At 56.8% G+C, this 14,892-nt stretch carries 16 protein-coding genes and 2 pseudogenes; 5 read left to right on the top strand and 13 right to left on the bottom strand.

The window, feature by feature from the left end:
* Positions 1-15 precede the first annotated feature (15 nt).
* Positions 16-1,329: a trypsin-like serine protease gene (locus ACRHIG_RS20960; RefSeq protein ID WP_489627773.1), complete on the top strand. Its 1,314-nt coding sequence runs from the start codon at positions 16-18 to the stop codon at positions 1,327-1,329.
* Positions 1,330-1,567: 238 nt separating this feature from the next.
* Positions 1,568-2,047, top strand: coding sequence for a hypothetical protein (locus ACRHIG_RS20955; RefSeq protein ID WP_489627772.1), 480 nt, complete (start codon positions 1,568-1,570; stop codon positions 2,045-2,047).
* A gap of 880 nt (positions 2,048-2,927) precedes the next feature.
* On the opposite strand, the gene ACRHIG_RS20950 is transcribed toward ACRHIG_RS20955, so the two are convergent.
* From ACRHIG_RS20950 to ACRHIG_RS20940, 3 genes are all read right to left on the bottom strand, one after another.
* Positions 2,928-3,314, bottom strand: coding sequence for a hypothetical protein (locus ACRHIG_RS20950; RefSeq protein ID WP_489627771.1), 387 nt, complete (start codon positions 3,312-3,314; stop codon positions 2,928-2,930).
* Positions 3,296-3,544, bottom strand: coding sequence for a hypothetical protein (locus ACRHIG_RS20945; protein ID WP_489627770.1), 249 nt, complete (start codon positions 3,542-3,544; stop codon positions 3,296-3,298). The genes ACRHIG_RS20950 and ACRHIG_RS20945 overlap by 19 nt, the downstream gene beginning before the upstream one ends.
* A gap of 79 nt (positions 3,545-3,623) precedes the next feature.
* Positions 3,624-3,923, bottom strand: coding sequence for a hypothetical protein (locus ACRHIG_RS20940; protein ID WP_139335855.1), 300 nt, complete (start codon positions 3,921-3,923; stop codon positions 3,624-3,626).
* 416 nt (positions 3,924-4,339) lie between these two features.
* Between ACRHIG_RS20940 and ACRHIG_RS20935 the strand changes: the two are divergent.
* A pseudogene (locus ACRHIG_RS20935) lies at positions 4,340-4,441 on the top strand (DUF2274 domain-containing protein); the annotation flags it as partial.
* A 220-nt stretch (positions 4,442-4,661) separates the two neighbouring features.
* On the opposite strand, the gene ACRHIG_RS20930 reads toward ACRHIG_RS20935, so the two are convergent.
* The 5 genes from ACRHIG_RS20930 to ACRHIG_RS20910 all read right to left on the bottom strand — a co-directional run bounded on the left by ACRHIG_RS20930 (position 4,662) and on the right by ACRHIG_RS20910 (position 10,312).
* Positions 4,662-4,895: a competence protein CoiA family protein gene (locus ACRHIG_RS20930; RefSeq protein WP_489627769.1), complete on the bottom strand. Its 234-nt coding sequence runs from the start codon at positions 4,893-4,895 to the stop codon at positions 4,662-4,664.
* A gap of 191 nt (positions 4,896-5,086) precedes the next feature.
* Positions 5,087-8,587, bottom strand: a complete 3,501-nt coding sequence (locus ACRHIG_RS20925; RefSeq protein ID WP_489627768.1) for a DEAD/DEAH box helicase — start codon at positions 8,585-8,587, stop codon at positions 5,087-5,089.
* On the bottom strand, positions 8,574-9,353 hold the full coding sequence (locus ACRHIG_RS20920; RefSeq protein WP_489627767.1) for a HamA C-terminal domain-containing protein: 780 nt from the start codon (positions 9,351-9,353) through the stop codon (positions 8,574-8,576). Before ACRHIG_RS20920 ends, ACRHIG_RS20925 begins: the two co-directional genes overlap by 14 nt.
* Before the next feature lie 222 nt (positions 9,354-9,575).
* Entirely contained in the window at positions 9,576-9,905 is a 330-nt protein-coding gene (locus tag ACRHIG_RS20915; RefSeq protein ID WP_489627766.1) for a hypothetical protein, read from the bottom strand.
* A gap of 47 nt (positions 9,906-9,952) precedes the next feature.
* Positions 9,953-10,312: a helix-turn-helix domain-containing protein gene (locus ACRHIG_RS20910; protein ID WP_489627765.1), complete on the bottom strand. Its 360-nt coding sequence runs from the start codon at positions 10,310-10,312 to the stop codon at positions 9,953-9,955.
* Between the two features lie 238 nt (positions 10,313-10,550).
* Here ACRHIG_RS20910 and ACRHIG_RS20905 point away from each other — a divergent pair.
* Positions 10,551-11,278, top strand: a pseudogene (locus ACRHIG_RS20905) (IS5 family transposase); the annotation flags it as partial.
* 104 nt (positions 11,279-11,382) lie between these two features.
* On the opposite strand, the gene ACRHIG_RS20900 reads toward ACRHIG_RS20905, so the two are convergent.
* From ACRHIG_RS20900 to ACRHIG_RS20880, 5 genes are all read right to left on the bottom strand, one after another.
* Positions 11,383-11,628: a hypothetical protein gene (locus tag ACRHIG_RS20900; RefSeq protein WP_489627764.1), complete on the bottom strand. Its 246-nt coding sequence runs from the start codon at positions 11,626-11,628 to the stop codon at positions 11,383-11,385.
* Positions 11,629-11,686: 58 nt separating this feature from the next.
* Positions 11,687-11,992 carry a cyclic-phosphate processing receiver domain-containing protein gene (locus tag ACRHIG_RS20895; RefSeq protein WP_489627763.1) on the bottom strand — a complete coding sequence of 102 codons (306 nt, stop codon included), beginning with the start codon at positions 11,990-11,992 and terminating at the stop codon, positions 11,687-11,689.
* A 302-nt stretch (positions 11,993-12,294) separates the two neighbouring features.
* Positions 12,295-12,831: a hypothetical protein gene (locus tag ACRHIG_RS20890; protein WP_489627762.1), complete on the bottom strand. Its 537-nt coding sequence runs from the start codon at positions 12,829-12,831 to the stop codon at positions 12,295-12,297.
* A gap of 99 nt (positions 12,832-12,930) precedes the next feature.
* Entirely contained in the window at positions 12,931-13,353 is a 423-nt protein-coding gene (locus ACRHIG_RS20885; protein ID WP_489627761.1) for a hypothetical protein, read from the bottom strand.
* Positions 13,354-13,494: 141 nt separating this feature from the next.
* On the bottom strand, positions 13,495-13,845 hold the full coding sequence (locus ACRHIG_RS20880; protein WP_489627760.1) for a DUF2185 domain-containing protein: 351 nt from the start codon (positions 13,843-13,845) through the stop codon (positions 13,495-13,497).
* A gap of 628 nt (positions 13,846-14,473) precedes the next feature.
* Here ACRHIG_RS20880 and ACRHIG_RS20875 point away from each other — a divergent pair.
* On the top strand, positions 14,474-14,890 hold the full coding sequence (locus ACRHIG_RS20875) for a PAAR domain-containing protein (protein WP_489627759.1): 417 nt from the start codon (positions 14,474-14,476) through the stop codon (positions 14,888-14,890).
* Positions 14,891-14,892 lie beyond the last annotated feature (2 nt).

The raw sequence follows: 14,892 nt of genomic DNA, 5'->3' as shown, positions 1-14,892 counted from the left end.
CCGCAGCTAGAATCCATGCCCGCCGACGCCCAGAAGGCCGTCAAGGCCAGCCTGGCAAAGCGGTTGGAGGTGCGCTTGGCCGCGGACAACGTAAATGAGCAGTTGCGCAGGGCCATTGGGCAAGTTGGGGACAAGCGCGTGCTCGACAAATTCAATGTCGATGCCGACACCCTGCTCGGTACGCAGCGTCCAGCGGCCGGCGCCCGGTTGCTACTAGAACGCAAGGTGTTGCTCGAACAGCGCTTGCGCGCCCGCCTGGAACTGCATGCCCTTGCCAGCAGCAGCATTCCTGACGATATCCTCCAGGACATTGCTGGTGTCGATAAATCGCAGTTGCGGATGAAAGCCGTACAGGACACGCTCGACATGAAGGCGATCGAGCTGCTTTTATCACTGCTCGACAAGGCCAATATCCGCAACAATGAAATCTACCAGATCATGAATCCCAAGACTTCCGACGATGGCCCGGGCCTGGCTCCCATCGCGACAGGCCTCGTCAAGTTCTATCCGGATACTGGCCGCAGTACGGAGACGGTGGCGCGTAGGGCGTTCGCCGGCGTGGGCGTGCTGGCCAATATTTCAAGCAAGCCTTACAAGATCATCTGTTCCGGCACCTTGATCGCGAAAGACTGGTTCCTCACGGCAACCCACTGCTTCCTGGGCGCGGACAAGAAGGCGCGTATCCCATTCGCCGATTTGGGCGTGTTCTTTCCCTTCCAGGGCGGTACGGAGACGCTTGTTCGCGATGACGGCAGGGAGAGTCGGAATATGCTGCATCGTCCCGTGGCGCCAGCAATGGCCTGGTTCGGTGAAACGCAGGGCATCGCCTTTCCCAAGTCGGAACTGGCAATGTGGCACCAGATCGCCATCGGCAACGACGTCGCCCTGCTTGCCCTTGGCACAGGCGAGGTGCCGTCGCAGCATGCGCTGACCATCCCGGCAAGCGCGCCCATCTCGCCACCTCTTACGCTGGCTGGATATGGCCGGTCGAATGCCAAGGCAGCCATCGGCGAAATGTTGCTCGAGATAGGCGTGCGCAAGGACCTTGTGCAAACTGATGGCAGCGGTATCATGCTGACTGCCCATTCGGAAGCCGCGCCCAAGCCGGAGGGACGGATCTGCTTTGGCGACTCGGGCGGGCCTGTCTTTCTCGGTAATCTCGACGGACGCAATGCCTCTCCCTTTGAACTTGTCGCCATCGCCAGCGCAGTGTTCGAACGCGATGGCGGCTCTGGCGATGCCTGCGTGGACGGCATACAAAACTTTACCCGCCTCGACCGCAAGCCCGTCCGGCAGTGGCTGTGCGCCAAATCCCGGGCAGGCTGTTAAACCCAGTCAGGGCGCGACGTTCGCGCGCAGCACCGGGTACTTGGTGTCGCTTGGCAGGGTAGTCGTCAGTGCGGTACGCACGCAGCTAGTCGCATGAAACGCTCCAAGAGTGGCGTTAGGCGATGATTGACGGGGGATAGTTCCGTAGCGGTGCAAGCGTCCTGGCGAGACTAAGAGGGTGTAGACAAAATCAACAACGAAGTTGTGGCATGCTATCTCGATGTGGGAGGAACATGCCATGGCAACGACACATCCACTCGACGGCACTGAACCGTCAAGCAGCGCCGGCGGCAGACCGCCAACGTTGAAGCCGGAGCATATCGCAGTTTTGCACGATATCGTGATGGAACGCGCTCAGGCCAGCTTGCAGGAAATCGCCGACGAACTGCATCACCGCTGCGGTCTGCGCGTGTGCGCAGCAACGATTCGTCGAGCCCTACGCGCGTTAGGCGTCGTACGGCTCAAGCCAGTATGCCGTACTGTCGCGGTGCGAGCCGAGGGCGCCAAGCGGTATGGCTATACGGCAGTCCGCCGGCGCGAGTCCATCTGTCCGTACAGCACGAACCGGACAGATGCCGAAAGGGAGCTGGTTGCCGATTTGTTCGAGCGTACACCGGGACAGCGAGGCGCGCCCGTGCATTACAGCCGCCGCTATCTCGTCAATGCGTGCTTTTACGTGCAGCGCACAGGCTGTGTCTGGTGGCTGTTACTTACCTGAGACGTTTCTACCCTGGCTGGCGGTCGACAAGACGATTGCGCGACTCGATGCCATAGCAGGCTAGGCGTGTAGCTATGCCACTGCTACGCAACCAGGCCCGATGGGCACGCTAAGCATATGCCTTGTCGGCATCCTTGGCGGCCTAGCGGTCGGACAGGTCGGAGTCCTTGATTTCCTAGCGGATGTTCGGGGGGGGGCAGGCTTGGGGATGAATGCGTGAGCTCATGGACCGAAGTTTATGCGATGTGCTGCAACCGGTGGGACGATCTCGGTGGAAAACCGCCGAACACGGCTCTGGTACGGAACAGGGGCATGCTGCGACGACGAATATGATCGCGCGAAACTAAACATCTACCTGATGCACCGGTATAACTGGATATGGCCACATCAGTTCAATCACGGATTGGCTCCCGTCGTCGCCGAAGAAAAACTCAATGTAGTGTCCGGGATGGGTTGACCACTACAGTCAGCCGTGATCGCAACTCCACCGCCAGCGCGCAAAATGCCCGATCTGGCAGGGCGCACGATGCAGATGACGGGCTAGTTTATCGTAGCCAACTGTGCCGCTATCGCGCGTATAAGCAGGCGCTCTGCTGTCCCGATCGGATAAACCATCCTTCGCCGGCGGTTGCGGCTAGGGAAGGCCTGCTTTTGCTAGAGCGCGGTAGGAGTTTTTGCTGGGCAGGGGAGATAGATAGGCCAGACCCGATCTCGCCGTTGGATCAGGCAGCTACGAGGTCGCGCACCCGGTGCTTCGCAGGACACCTAAGCCTCAACACGATTCATCGGTTTTTCATCCTTCAAGAACCATGGATCAGGAAAGTCTAAGCTACTGGCGGCGATTCAACGGTACCGTCCGCTTCTGCCCCTTTACGGACGTTCAAAGAAGCTGCTTAATTCGTCGCAAAGCGCGCGATCCAGCAACTGAAACTTGAGGATGAACATGGTCAGCACATGTGATGGCGATCGGCAGAAGCGCCCTTGACGGTCGCTTCTCGATTTCCATGGCAACTGCCTCACCCAGAAAGAAGTCGGCGTCATTGGCGAGTAATTGAAGCAACGGCAGATCTTTAAGGTCCAGCGAAGGCAGAAGGCTGACGATTAGGTCATTGCATTCCTGACGGTGGAGCGTGAGAATGAAATTCGCTAGTGCCGCCTGGTCCCTAGCGACAGGGCTCAAACGCGGATGTAGCTCAGATACAGACAGCCCTTCGGCTTGAGCCTTACGCACGGAGTCTAAGAAATCAGTCACGCTTTCAAACACCATTCGCGAATCGCCGTCGTGCGAAAGAAAAAAACACTTCCAGCCAATGGCTCGACCGTAATTAAAAAATGATGGTTGCTTGTGTTTTCGTCATCCAATACGTAGCCGTGGAGTTCTCGTACTGTCGGGTGAAACGCAAAGAGTTTGCTCTGCTCTACCACCGTCTCCGCGTCAAAGAGCGAACTGGATGTCCAGTCGGCGCGCTTTAGCTCATCGAAATACTTTTGCAGCATAGAATCCCTTGGCGATACTGAACGTCTGAAATTGGCCGGTTGCCGTCGTTGCCAGGTCCCGCCCCGAAGCGGACGACTGTTACTTGTTAGCTTTCCGGTCCAAGACTTCACCCAGGGAAGTGTCCGGGAACTTACGCCAGTCTCGAGGTTCCGTACTCCGGACAAGATTTTCAACAGCAGCCATGGCGTCGCTGTTCTCAACACCAACTGCTGTCGCGAGAACGTGATTCTGCGCATGCCGCTCTGAACGGTTCGCTCGTGCTTTAGCTAGCGGGATGCCTTTGCGTGAGGCCTTGCTGTTTTCACCATACGTGTTGCGGCGGTCTTTCTCGTAGCTGAGGCACTTTTTCTCTTGAGGAGTTTTCGTTTGCACTGCCATCTATCTTTCCCTTTCACATCCATAACTGAAGGTCCGCTCTTGGCTGCGGACTCAATCGATCAACGCAACACTTTAACTTAAATGCATCGTTGCAGAGCGGAAATGATGCGAAACAGAACTCGAATCGATCGCGCCGCGCCCCCGCTAATGCAGGGATTAACGTTGCACGAGGTTTAGCCACGGAAGAGTTCATGGCGGAATCCACCGAAGCTCAAGCAGCTTGTGCTAGAGCGCGGCATGAGTCTCTGCAGGGCAGGGGGAGATAGACCCAGACCCGATCTCGTCGTTGGATCAGGCTGCTACGAGATCGCACACCAGGTGCCGGGGTGGACACCCAGCGCCCTAACGGATCCATAGGTTCTCCATTTTTCAAAACTATGGATCAGGAGAGTCTAAGCTACGAGTGGCGATTCAATGCGATGATGCTGATCCAGCACATGCTGGAAGCGTTCATGGCAGGGGACCGGGGATTCGGAAAAGGGAGAGCGACCAAAGCTGTGCCGTTGAAGTCTTCTTGACGAGGCCAAAGCCCACGCCTGCATGTTCAAACCGGAATGGACCTCCCAAGCGAGCGGTCACAGCAAGGCCAGCGAGGTAGAAGATATAAGGGCCAGCATTGAAGAAGACGTGGGCTGCAGCACGCTTCCACTTCTCGATAAATTGCTTGTTCGGTCCCATCCAGTGCATGACGGCGAATTCCTTGCCGTCGAGATTGATGACGCGCGAGCTGAGGTCGAGCTACATGCTGAAATGAGTTCGCAAAAAGGAGCTTTCGCTGTGTATGTGTACCAACCAAAACATTCGATGCTCGCGTCGATAAAAGGCTTCTCGTGCGATTCGCTCATCCTCGCTGATCGAAGAATGCTGCAGCTCAAGCACAGTTGTGCGCGGGGTGCCGCTTCCGACCAGGATGTCAGCTCGGTGCAGTTCTCCGGTCGCTGAGTCGCGCAATGCGACTTCGCGGAAGGACATATCGAAGTGTTCTTTCCAACCGAGGTGCTAAGGTCCTTCCGGCTCAGTCTAGGGATCACAGTCGCCCGGCTTGTGCCGCCAGTTGGGCGCATTCTCGATAGGCATAACGGCGGTTAGCACGTCGCCACAGTCGCGGCAGGTGCGCGCTTCTGGTCATCGATCCAGGCATAGAGCATCTTGGCCGTTCCCGTTTAGGCATCGACAGCCGGCCAGCGCAACTTTCCGCGGCCGACGCGTAGGGCATCCACGAGCCGGGTTTTGCCCGGCAAGCGTCCCGAGAATAGGCTGGGCTTGGGATCAACCGCTGGCTTCTTGAAGACGGCGATCCGCTGGTAGTCGGGGGTTGCCAGCCAAGTCCGGCCATCCCCTTCGTCAGTGACGATTCGATAGAGGCCAGCGGGCGGGGAGGACTCGGTATCGAGCAGGCGCTTGTAGCGTTCGACGGACCATTTCTGGATGCTTCCGCTGAGAGCTTCGGTTCGGAAGCGGGCCCATAACGCGGAGGTCTCGGGTGTTGGCCAGTCGCCTGCGTCGGTTTTGGCAGTAATCTCGTCGGATTCAAGCCAGGCCCGCATTTCTGCGGGCGTGACGAAGACTGGCTCAGCATCTTCGATGGCTGCCATTGCCGCGCGCCGTGACGGTAGGCCTGCGCGGATCAGCATCGCCATCATGAACTGCGGGACACCGGTTTCGACCGTAGCCGCAGCACCGCCCGCCACCGTATCCGGCGACCAGCCGAAGGACATGCGCCGGGTGCGGACGGCTTCTAGCGCCCAGACTAGCCGATAGGTGAAGGCATCTTCGACCGCCCGCATGTTCTGCGGTCCAATCTTGGAGACTTCTTCCCCGGACACCCAACTACGTAGGATAGCTTTCCAGTTCGGCGGCAGCGCGTTCGCCTGGTCGGGGATGAAGGGCCGCATGAACAGCAAGCGCTCGCCGAGTCCGCAGAGAGCATCGGCGAGTTCGTTGATGTCGCCGTTTAACGCTGCACTATCTGCCTGGTCGATGAGTTCGGCCAGCTCGTCCGCCATAGCATCGATGAGGAGGCCAGCTTCGAGTCCGACTCCCATAGCGAAATGCCCGCGTCGCGTCGGGGCCGTGGTGGCTTTCCAGATGAGACCAGCGCGTGCTTCGAATACCTTCCGGTGCAGTGGAGCGACATCCTCGTCCTCCCGAGCAATTTGGCGAGCCCAGAGCGACCCCCTGAGCGCCTCGTCCAGAAGCTTAGGTAGATCGGCGCGATCAGCGTCTAGGGCTTCGATCAGACCGAATACGGTGGCGTCGAGGCGTTCGACGAGCTGCGACAGTGGCTCCTCGTCGATGGTTTCCTCCTCGTCGTCCGTCTCGTCTTCATCGTCGGAGATAGCGTCGTATTCCACTGCGGCGGCCAGTCGTTCTGCCACCTCTGCTTCTTCGTCAGGTGACCTCCAAGCCTTGCGGGCGTTGGCGAGATATTCCCAAGCGTCATCTCGATCCAGGACGCCCTCGCGCGATAGCCGCTCAAGGATTTCGGCAACGATTTGGATAAGGCCGCTTTTAAGCGTCCTGGCCTTGGCAGAGACGACCAGTTCCCTCCATTCTTTCTTTCGCCAATTGATTTTGTCGAACATGACATGGACGATCAGCCCCTCGACATCGACGAATGCACGTCCGGCGCGGCCGGCCACGTTCGCGAACTCCTCGCCTTTGATCTTTTCTGAGGCGCGATATAGCGCGGGCACAAGCAGCACGGCAGCGTTGAGATTGAGGCCCTGCGAGAGCGTCGGCGAAGCGACAATGACCTTTAGCGCTCCTTCGGATAGGAGCAGTTCCAGTTCCCGAAGGAACGGGCTCGGCAGTCGGCCGTGATGAATGGCAACGCCCACCTTCAGGCTGGCCACGGCTGGGTGATCCTCGCCCAGCCATTCCTTGCCGACTTCCAGGGCGCGGGCGATCGAAGCCTCGTCTTCCAGCAACGAGTCCAGATAGCCGCGCTTGCAGAGGTCCACGACTTGTTTGCCGTAGCTCTCTACCCAGTTTGCTTGGGTAGAGAAGATCAAGGTGCGCTTGCCCTGGCTCGCGAACTCCCATGCCGCGAACAGAGCGAGGTGCGAGTTCTTGCGTGGATAGGGCTTCTTCTCCTTTCCGAGCGCTGTTTTTTCCGCGACGAATTTGTCAAGGAAGGGGCCATCGTCGTCTAAATCGAGCCGTAGTAGCGCGTCCTTGCCTCTCCAGGTAAGCGCGCCGAATCTCTGGCGCGTGGGGCGCCAGTCGGAACGCACCGGCTCCCCGGGTTCGTCGGAGCGAATCCAGGCGGTAAGGTCGTCGAGTTCGTCGCCGCTCGGCAGGATCGCGGAAAGGCAAACTATTCGGCGTTCTGCCGCATCCGCGCGCCGGAGCAGGCGCTGCACGAGAGTCTCATAGCGGATTTCGCGCTCACTAGGACCGATCATGTGGCCTTCGTCGAGTACGATCAGGCCGACATCGTCAATCAGCGACTGGTCGCTTCTCAGCGCGAAGTCGAGTTTTTCGGGTGTCGCAATGATGATCTCGCGTGTGCGGAGGGCGTCTTCATCACCGGCCGAAAGACCGCTAGCGCCGTAGAGAGAAGAGACGCCGAACCCTAGTGGCGCGAAGGTCTTCCTGAAAGAGCGTTCGGTCTGGGCCGAAAGAGCGCGCAGCGGTGTGACGATCAGCACCCGGCGTGCGGAGGATAGGGTCATTAACGCGGCAATCTCTGCCACCCGTGTTTTGCCCGCGCTGGTCGGCAGGGCGACGACCAGATCGTCCGTGACGTCTGTGGAGCGCTGGGCGGCTTCGCGTTGCGAGGGCCATAGCTCCACCTCCGAGGTCTTGCGGACGTAAAGCGAGGAAATGAATAACCGCCGCAGGTCGGGATATTTTTCCTCTGCACCCTCGGGCGGCTCAGTCGGTAAATTCTGGTGTAGCGAGTGTTGCCACAGGTCGTCGATCAGATGACGGCATAGGTTCGAGATCCACCACAGCGGGACGTTCTCAGCGTTGTTGGCAAGCCCGACAGCGGTGGTAAGCAGCACTCGTGCGGCTTCGATCGGCTCGACCTCGCCCGTCTCAAGCCCGAAGTCGAAAAATGCCAAGGCACGGCAGATCGTCGTATTGAGAATTGTCGACAGTACTTCGTCGACGTCAGCGTCTTCGCTCTGCAGCGCCGCCGCGATCTGCTCATCGCCGTGAGCCCCGTCATCCAACCAGTCGCGAACGAAGCCGCGAAGTTGGTCGAGATCGCGCAGTATCAGGTGTCGGATCGCTATTTCGCCTGGCGAGACGTTAAGGTCTTCCTCGGTCTCGTTGAATATCGAATAGGCGACGGCCGAGAAGCCTGCTAGATGGTAGGCTGCAGCAGCAATGGTGCGGCGGAATCCGCGATCAGGCGACTCTGGGTCGCCATTGCGCACGAGGGCTTCGAAGGCGTTGGCTGCGCGCTCAAAGGCCTTGCCAGTGAGTTCCGAAGCACCAGCCCGAGCACGCAGGGCCATTGCGCCTCGAAGCAGGGCAAAACCGTGCTCGGCAAGATCTGTTTCGATGGTTGCGCCAAGTGGCGGAGCGTTTTGCGGCAATACGCCATCCTCGCGCATCAACGACCAAGCTGCACCGCGATAGAGGAGGCGCCCGAGGATACCGTCAACAGTAGCGGCCTTAAGAAAGGCGCTTAATTCTTCAGTTGTCTCCAAGATCTTCCGCCTCCAGGTACATTGCCGCAATGAAATCCTGATGGTCTTCGACGTGAATGTTCACGACGTAGTGGTCCCTGTTGGTTCCAGTGGCTTCAAGGTTCTCTTTCAGGGAAGCGTGAGGGCCGTTACCCGACACGGTGAAGAGCATGTGGTCGATGCGACCGGCGCGCATGGACTTAAGACCCACTTCGTCGCGAAGATCGCGCCCCAGCGCGTTATCGCCAGCGTCGTTGCTGTCCAGCAGGCGATTGGCGACAAACAGCAGCGAGTCCGGCGTGCAGCGGCCATTGTCGCGGTCGAGGACCTTGCGGGCGGCGGTGACTGTGGTTTTGCCAAGCTTTTGGTTACTTTTAGCCTCACCCTTTAGTAGCCAGAGCTTATTGTCTTGGCCGTAGCCCGCGCCGATGAAGTCATCGCCGCGCATGGCCATGTTACGGCCGTCCTTGTAACGGAGCCGGCGCACCGGCACCCGCAGACCGATCTCTTCCTCCACCAGTTCAGTCGCGAGGATTTCGCCAAGATCGCCAGAGCGCCCCGTGGCTGTCTGAGGCATTGCCTCGCTGAGGATCTTGGCAGCAACCTTGTATCCGAGCCGCCCTACATCATCGGCGATGCGTTCGAGCCGGTCATAATGCGAGCGAATAGTCTCAACAAGATCCTCCCGGATATCGTCACGGCCGCCGACCTTCTCGACATAAGTCCAATAATACCTGCGCTTGTCATTTTCTTTAGTGGACTCACACCACTTCTCATATAGCCCCACGGCACTTCCCCCCGATCAATCAGTTCCAGTTCTGATAGCGGTCATGGGGCACCGGCGAGCACACCGTGACGACTGCTATTACCTAATATCCACTCCACGAGCACTTCCAAAAAGCATCGTGAGTTGGCGCGCCGTATGCATCCGATCACTATTCACTGTAACCGACGTAGGATGTAACGATGGCGACCTCACAGATGATGGAGGTGACGGACAAGGGCGAGATTAGGCCAGCATGGTGGCGCTGTCAGCTTCCTGCTGTGCGCGCTGATCTTTGATGATCGCGCGGGTTTGCTTGGCAGTAAGCGGGGCTTTGGTCTTCGAGTCCTCATAGAGATCGCCATAAGCCAAGACTTTGGCAACGGTGTATCGCTTCCCATTCGGGCTGTTTTTTGTCATTTGCAGTGCGATGACTTCGGGGTCAACGTTCTCTTCGAGCATGCGACCGGCGCGCTCAACAGCAGAGCCTGCCCGCGATGCCGGGCTTGAGACTTTTTCGATTAGATCGGCGGCACCGTCAGCGACGTTCCCCACGACGTTAGTAGATTTCGACATGCTTGGACTCCTTCTGAACTCCCACTAAGGGGCCTTGCTTGGTGAATTTAGGCAGAAGACAATTTCTTAATCTGTGCCACGCGTGACTGAGAAATACCAATGCGCTTTGCTACGTCCGTCTGTGTTAGCCCTTGGTTGAGCAACGACAACACAGCGCTATTTCGATCTTCAATAGTTAGTAAGTGAGGCGCAAGTTGAGTCGCCTGACTTACATCACTTGCTAACCATTCGTTATGCTGGACACGTCCATCCCGATGCTGCACGTTCGTTGACACCATCCCGGTTCGGTTATCGACCTGAAGAGAAAAACGCACGACATCCGGGTTGTTAGTCAGGTGCTGCGCCAGCTCGCCGAACTGCTGATGAACCTCATTGGCCTGTAAAACCGGAAGTGGTACGGGCGCCATAGGCCTTGGCATCTTGATTTGCTCCGAGATGTTATTTCTAATATTAACTATATTAGAAATTCCTGTGGCATGTCAACATCGCTCGCAGACTGTTGTGCGGCATGGTGTCGGGATTGTTGGAAGACCTCACAGAACCTCGCGCAGTTGGCGAAACGCTGCTGTCGGCCTTGTTCGACGTCATGGCCCTAGTGGGGGCTAAGTTCCTGCGGAGAGGGGAAGCAGGTGCGCAGCAGTTATCGAGAGCGGACGTCCTCGCATTGACGATCGCGCCGCTTTGACCGGCATCCTGTTCGTCCTCAAGACAGGCTTGCCTTGGGAATACCTTCCCCGTGAACTGGGCTGCGGCAGCGGCATGAGTTGCTGGCGGCGCCTGCATGCATGGCAACAGGCAGGTAGCTGGCAACGCATCCATGACGCCATGCTGCAGCACTTGCGGGAATACGACCAGATTCAATGGGAACGCGCCAGTGTCGACTCGGCCAGCGTGCCATCCCCCTCGGCGGACAGCATACCGGCCCCAAACCCACCGACCGCGGCAAGCTCGGTTGCAAGCACCATCTGCTCGTCGATCAACGCGGTCTGCCTCTGGTGGCGAGCATATCAGGGGCTCAGGTACATGATTCCCGCATGCTGATTCCATTGCTTGAAGCTGTCCCATCCGTATCAGGACTGGCTGGACGGCCGCGCAAACGCCCGGCAAAACTGCACGCCGACAAGGCCTATGCGTCGCGTGCCCATCGCGCCGGGCTACGTAGCAAAGGCATTGCACCACGCATTGCCCGCTATGGCATCGAGTCGCGCGAACGCCTGGGTAAATGGCGCTGGGTGGTCGAACGCACACTGGGTTGGCTGCACCGCTTCCGCCGATTACGCATCCGCTACGAGCGCCGTGCCGATATCCATCAGGCATTCCTCTCGCTTGCCTGCATACTCATCTGCTGGAGATGCATTCAGCGGTTTTGTTAGGCGTTCTAAGTCTTTCTCACTAAATTCCGGGTAGTACGTCGGTCTGCATCTGGCCGCTTGACGCTGTTGGCAGCCCCCTACGCGGATGTTAAATCATCGTTTAGTTATTCAACGAAAGACAAGGCGCGAACTGCCTGTTCGCTGCACAGGAATGCTACTATTTGGTCCTGTGCCGAAGGTGAAAGACCGCTGTATTCTTCTTCCAGCCACGATTTGGCAGTAGCGGTATCCCAAGGGCCAAGTGAAGCCATGTAGTCATCATATTCATCTTGAATCTCGCGCCAAGACGCATATAGTTTCCTAGAAATCAGTACTTCTTTTCTAGTCAGGATAATGTGCACTTCCGTCATGAAATATCCCCTATAGAATGCGCTTCACATACGCAAACCAAGTGTCTGCTCTTGGGCGTCAACTGACTTGACGCTCGATAACCAACCGGCGGATCGCAGCGATTCCTGCCTCCATCTTCTCACGTGCGGAGCTGTTGGCCGAATGAACGAAGATAATTGGAGGACTAAAACCGCGCAACGCGACCGCTTCCTCAATCCACAGAATGACGTCATAGCCGGTGCCGCGCTCGTCATCTCCAAGATCATGGTCAAGACTAATCTCGGCAACCTCGCCGGCGGCAAGTAGTGCTACTGCCTCGTCAGGCCAATATACTCGGGTCCAACCCTCCGGCGTACTTCGCTCATCATCGAGATAAACCTTCATTCCTTCGTTCCCTTGGATAATTTGATGAATATTTCTTCCCTTCCAATAATACCCTGTGCGAATGCTCCGAAGCTCGGACAACCTTTGGATTGAGCGCGGTAGGAGTCTCTGCAGGGCAGGGGACATAGACCCGATCTCGTCGTTGGATTAGGCTGCTACGAGATCGCACACCAGGTGCCTAGCAGGACATCCAGGCTCCTAACCGGATCCACCGTTTTTTCATCTTTCAAGAACCAAGGATCAGGAGAGGCTGAGCTACTGGCAGCGGTTCAACGGCACCGTCCGCTACCGCCCCATACCGGTCATTGAAGTATTGCTCCTGACTCTGGAGCTAGGCTAAATGGGCGCCAGCCGCCTGGTGGGTCCCATTCACCATCACCACGAATCCGACCCGCGCTCGCATCGTGAAGGACTACACCGTCGATCCCAAGCGGCGACTGCTCCCAGATCAGACCTCCTGTATGGTCAAAAGCAAGAACTTCAGATGCCGAAGTTACAAGCACTGCGATGCGGCTATTTAGGTTCTCAAGGTCGCGCGAATCGTACAGATGGCCAAAGTAACCGTCCAGCTGATGGCGACGAACTTCGCCAAGGTAAAGATCAACGACGAACACGAATTGCCCAAAGCCGATGTAAACGATGCCCTCAGCGAAACGTGTGCTCTGAAAGCACGAGTACCCTGCGCTGGCAAGAATGTTTACGCGAGTCACCGGCGCACTATGGTGAGCGATCAAGACACTGGCAACGATGTTGGATTCTGAGGTTGGGCCGCGAGCAACAAGGACGCGACCATGTTCACTGTGCTCGCCAAGACTAAGAAATTTAACTTCCATCTGCATTTGTTTCCAAGGGATACGTCGAGTGACCGCTTCTGGTTGCCGTCGTTGGCCGGTTGCGCCCCAAAGCCGCCGTACAAATGAAATGATAGCAGGCAAAGCTCAGTGTTTACGACGCCAGTCAAGGTATTCAAACTCGCTGTCGTCCCTGTCCAATTCAACGCGGTAGTAGGAACGCTTCGCCATCTCGCTAGGGGTATCGTGCCAGTAAAGTTCAGCAATCTTCTCAACTGTTAGACGTGCAAGTAACCGGTTGTAATAGGAGCCTGTAATCTCTCGAGCGCGCTGACTCGGCACCCCAAACCGTTTCTTTATCTCATCGATAGTTTGCTCTAGCAGATGCGGCATCGTGCATTCTATCGGTGCGTCCGAGTCACGAAAATTGGTGACTAGTTGTTTTAATGCCGAGTCCAGAATGTATCTCGCTACGCTAGAACCAGAGTTGGTTGTGAGAACGAGTTCCCCCTCTTGCTCCAGCTCTACGAGAGACTGCAAAATCTTTTCTACGAGCTGCTCGCCATCCATATAGAACTCCCGATAATTATGAATTTGCCGTCAGCCCGAAGCTGCCAGTCGGCGAAGGTCCGCTCCTGGCCGCTAGCTGAAGTCCAGAGGATGGAAATCCGACATTGCTTTACGCAGCAAGGCATTCTGCGCCGAATTCGCTCAGTCTTCGGTAGAATTCCAGTCTAAGATTTCCACGAAATCCTCATCACCGGACTTTCGTTCGAATGCCGAGCCGATCGGAGCGTCTAGCAAAGGAATAATGGAACGATCATAATTGACGATCGTATTCATATTGTAATACGCGAGATTTTCGACGTCGTTTGCGTACTCATCAGTTTCTTGCCCTGACATGAAGCACCATCCACTATCGTGGTCGTGTCTAGGACTTTCTCGATACATGAAACATACCGGAAGACCATCGACAGTGACCATGTCGCTTGCTAGGCCTGCACCATAGCCAGAGACTAGCGGTTGAATCTGATCTTTCGGCAAGAAGTAAATTTTCGTCATACCTAACGTCTAACATCCAAGTTCAACTGCGGCCAAACGGCCGTTGGCGGTAACATTCTGATTCGCAATGACCGCTAGTGGCTGCGGACTCAATCGTTCAACGCAACACTTTAACTTAAATGCATCGTTGCAGAGTGGAAATGATGCGAAAGAGAACCCGAATCGATTGCGCCGCGCCCCGCGAACCCCGGGATTAATGTTGCAGGGGGGAGCCCCGGAAGAGTTCATGGTGGAATTCACCGAAGCTCAAGCAGCTTGTGCTAGAGCGCGGCATGAGTCTCTGCAGGGCAGGGGAGATAGACCCAGACCCGATCTCGTCGTTGGATCAGGCAGCTACGAGATCGCGCACCAGGTGCTTGGCAGGATTCCCAGGTCACTTACATGATCTATCGCTTTTTCATTTTTAAAGAACTATGGATCAGGTGAGTCTAAGGTACTGGTGGCGATTCAGTCTACCTTTTACATCGGAATCAATGTCCCAATTCGCATTTAGAACAAAGAAAAGCTCATTGCGCTCCGATCCAACCGAATTATTATTATTCATTTTGAATCGTGCATACCTGACGTATCTGGAAAATATGCTATAAATGCAACTTATTGCGTTGCAGCACCTATTCAGGAGCATCATTTGAGCAGACCTCTCATTGTCATGGGCGACAAGACCAGTCATGGCGGCACGGTTATCAGCGCCGATTTCACCTGTGACATCAATGGCAAGAATATAGCGCGCGTCGGCGACATGACGGTATGCCCCAAATGCAAGGGCACGTTCCCCATCACGTCCGGGCCGAGCGACCTGGTAGACGGCAGTGGCAACGGTTTTGCGCGTCACATGGATTCGACCGCTTGCGGTGCAAAACTGATTTCCGGCCAAATCACGACGATCTGGTTGGACCAGTCCAGCGTGGGCAACCCGGCTGATGTCGACGACAATGACGTGATGGAAACCGCCGGCAACATCGCCGCAAATACCGACTCCGGCATTTGCCTCGAATGCTTGATGTCTGCGGCGGCCGCCGGCGCGACCACCGTTATCCGGGAGTAACA

The organism is Janthinobacterium sp. C22 (assembly GCF_057919405.1).
The sequence above is the reverse complement of the archived record's forward strand: the minus strand, read 5'-3'. Positions and strand labels throughout refer to the sequence as shown.

Excerpts from the sequence above, each read along its gene's own strand:
- ACRHIG_RS20960 (WP_489627773.1), top strand. The coding sequence starts at position 16 with ATGCCCGCCGACGCCCAGAAGGCCGTCAAGGCCAGCCTGGCAAAGCGG.
- ACRHIG_RS20955 (WP_489627772.1), top strand. The coding sequence starts at position 1,568 with ATGGCAACGACACATCCACTCGACGGCACTGAACCGTCAAGCAGCGCC.
- ACRHIG_RS20950 (WP_489627771.1), bottom strand. The coding sequence starts at position 3,314 with ATGGTGTTTGAAAGCGTGACTGATTTCTTAGACTCCGTGCGTAAGGCT.
- ACRHIG_RS20945 (WP_489627770.1), bottom strand. The coding sequence starts at position 3,544 with ATGCTGCAAAAGTATTTCGATGAGCTAAAGCGCGCCGACTGGACATCC.
- ACRHIG_RS20940 (WP_139335855.1), bottom strand. The coding sequence starts at position 3,923 with ATGGCAGTGCAAACGAAAACTCCTCAAGAGAAAAAGTGCCTCAGCTAC.
- ACRHIG_RS20930 (WP_489627769.1), bottom strand. The coding sequence starts at position 4,895 with ATGTCCTTCCGCGAAGTCGCATTGCGCGACTCAGCGACCGGAGAACTG.
- ACRHIG_RS20915 (WP_489627766.1), bottom strand. The coding sequence starts at position 9,905 with ATGTCGAAATCTACTAACGTCGTGGGGAACGTCGCTGACGGTGCCGCC.
- ACRHIG_RS20910 (WP_489627765.1), bottom strand. The coding sequence starts at position 10,312 with ATGGCGCCCGTACCACTTCCGGTTTTACAGGCCAATGAGGTTCATCAG.
- ACRHIG_RS20900 (WP_489627764.1), bottom strand. The coding sequence starts at position 11,628 with ATGACGGAAGTGCACATTATCCTGACTAGAAAAGAAGTACTGATTTCT.
- ACRHIG_RS20895 (WP_489627763.1), bottom strand. The coding sequence starts at position 11,992 with ATGAAGGTTTATCTCGATGATGAGCGAAGTACGCCGGAGGGTTGGACC.
- ACRHIG_RS20890 (WP_489627762.1), bottom strand. The coding sequence starts at position 12,831 with ATGCAGATGGAAGTTAAATTTCTTAGTCTTGGCGAGCACAGTGAACAT.
- ACRHIG_RS20885 (WP_489627761.1), bottom strand. The coding sequence starts at position 13,353 with ATGGATGGCGAGCAGCTCGTAGAAAAGATTTTGCAGTCTCTCGTAGAG.
- ACRHIG_RS20880 (WP_489627760.1), bottom strand. The coding sequence starts at position 13,845 with ATGACGAAAATTTACTTCTTGCCGAAAGATCAGATTCAACCGCTAGTC.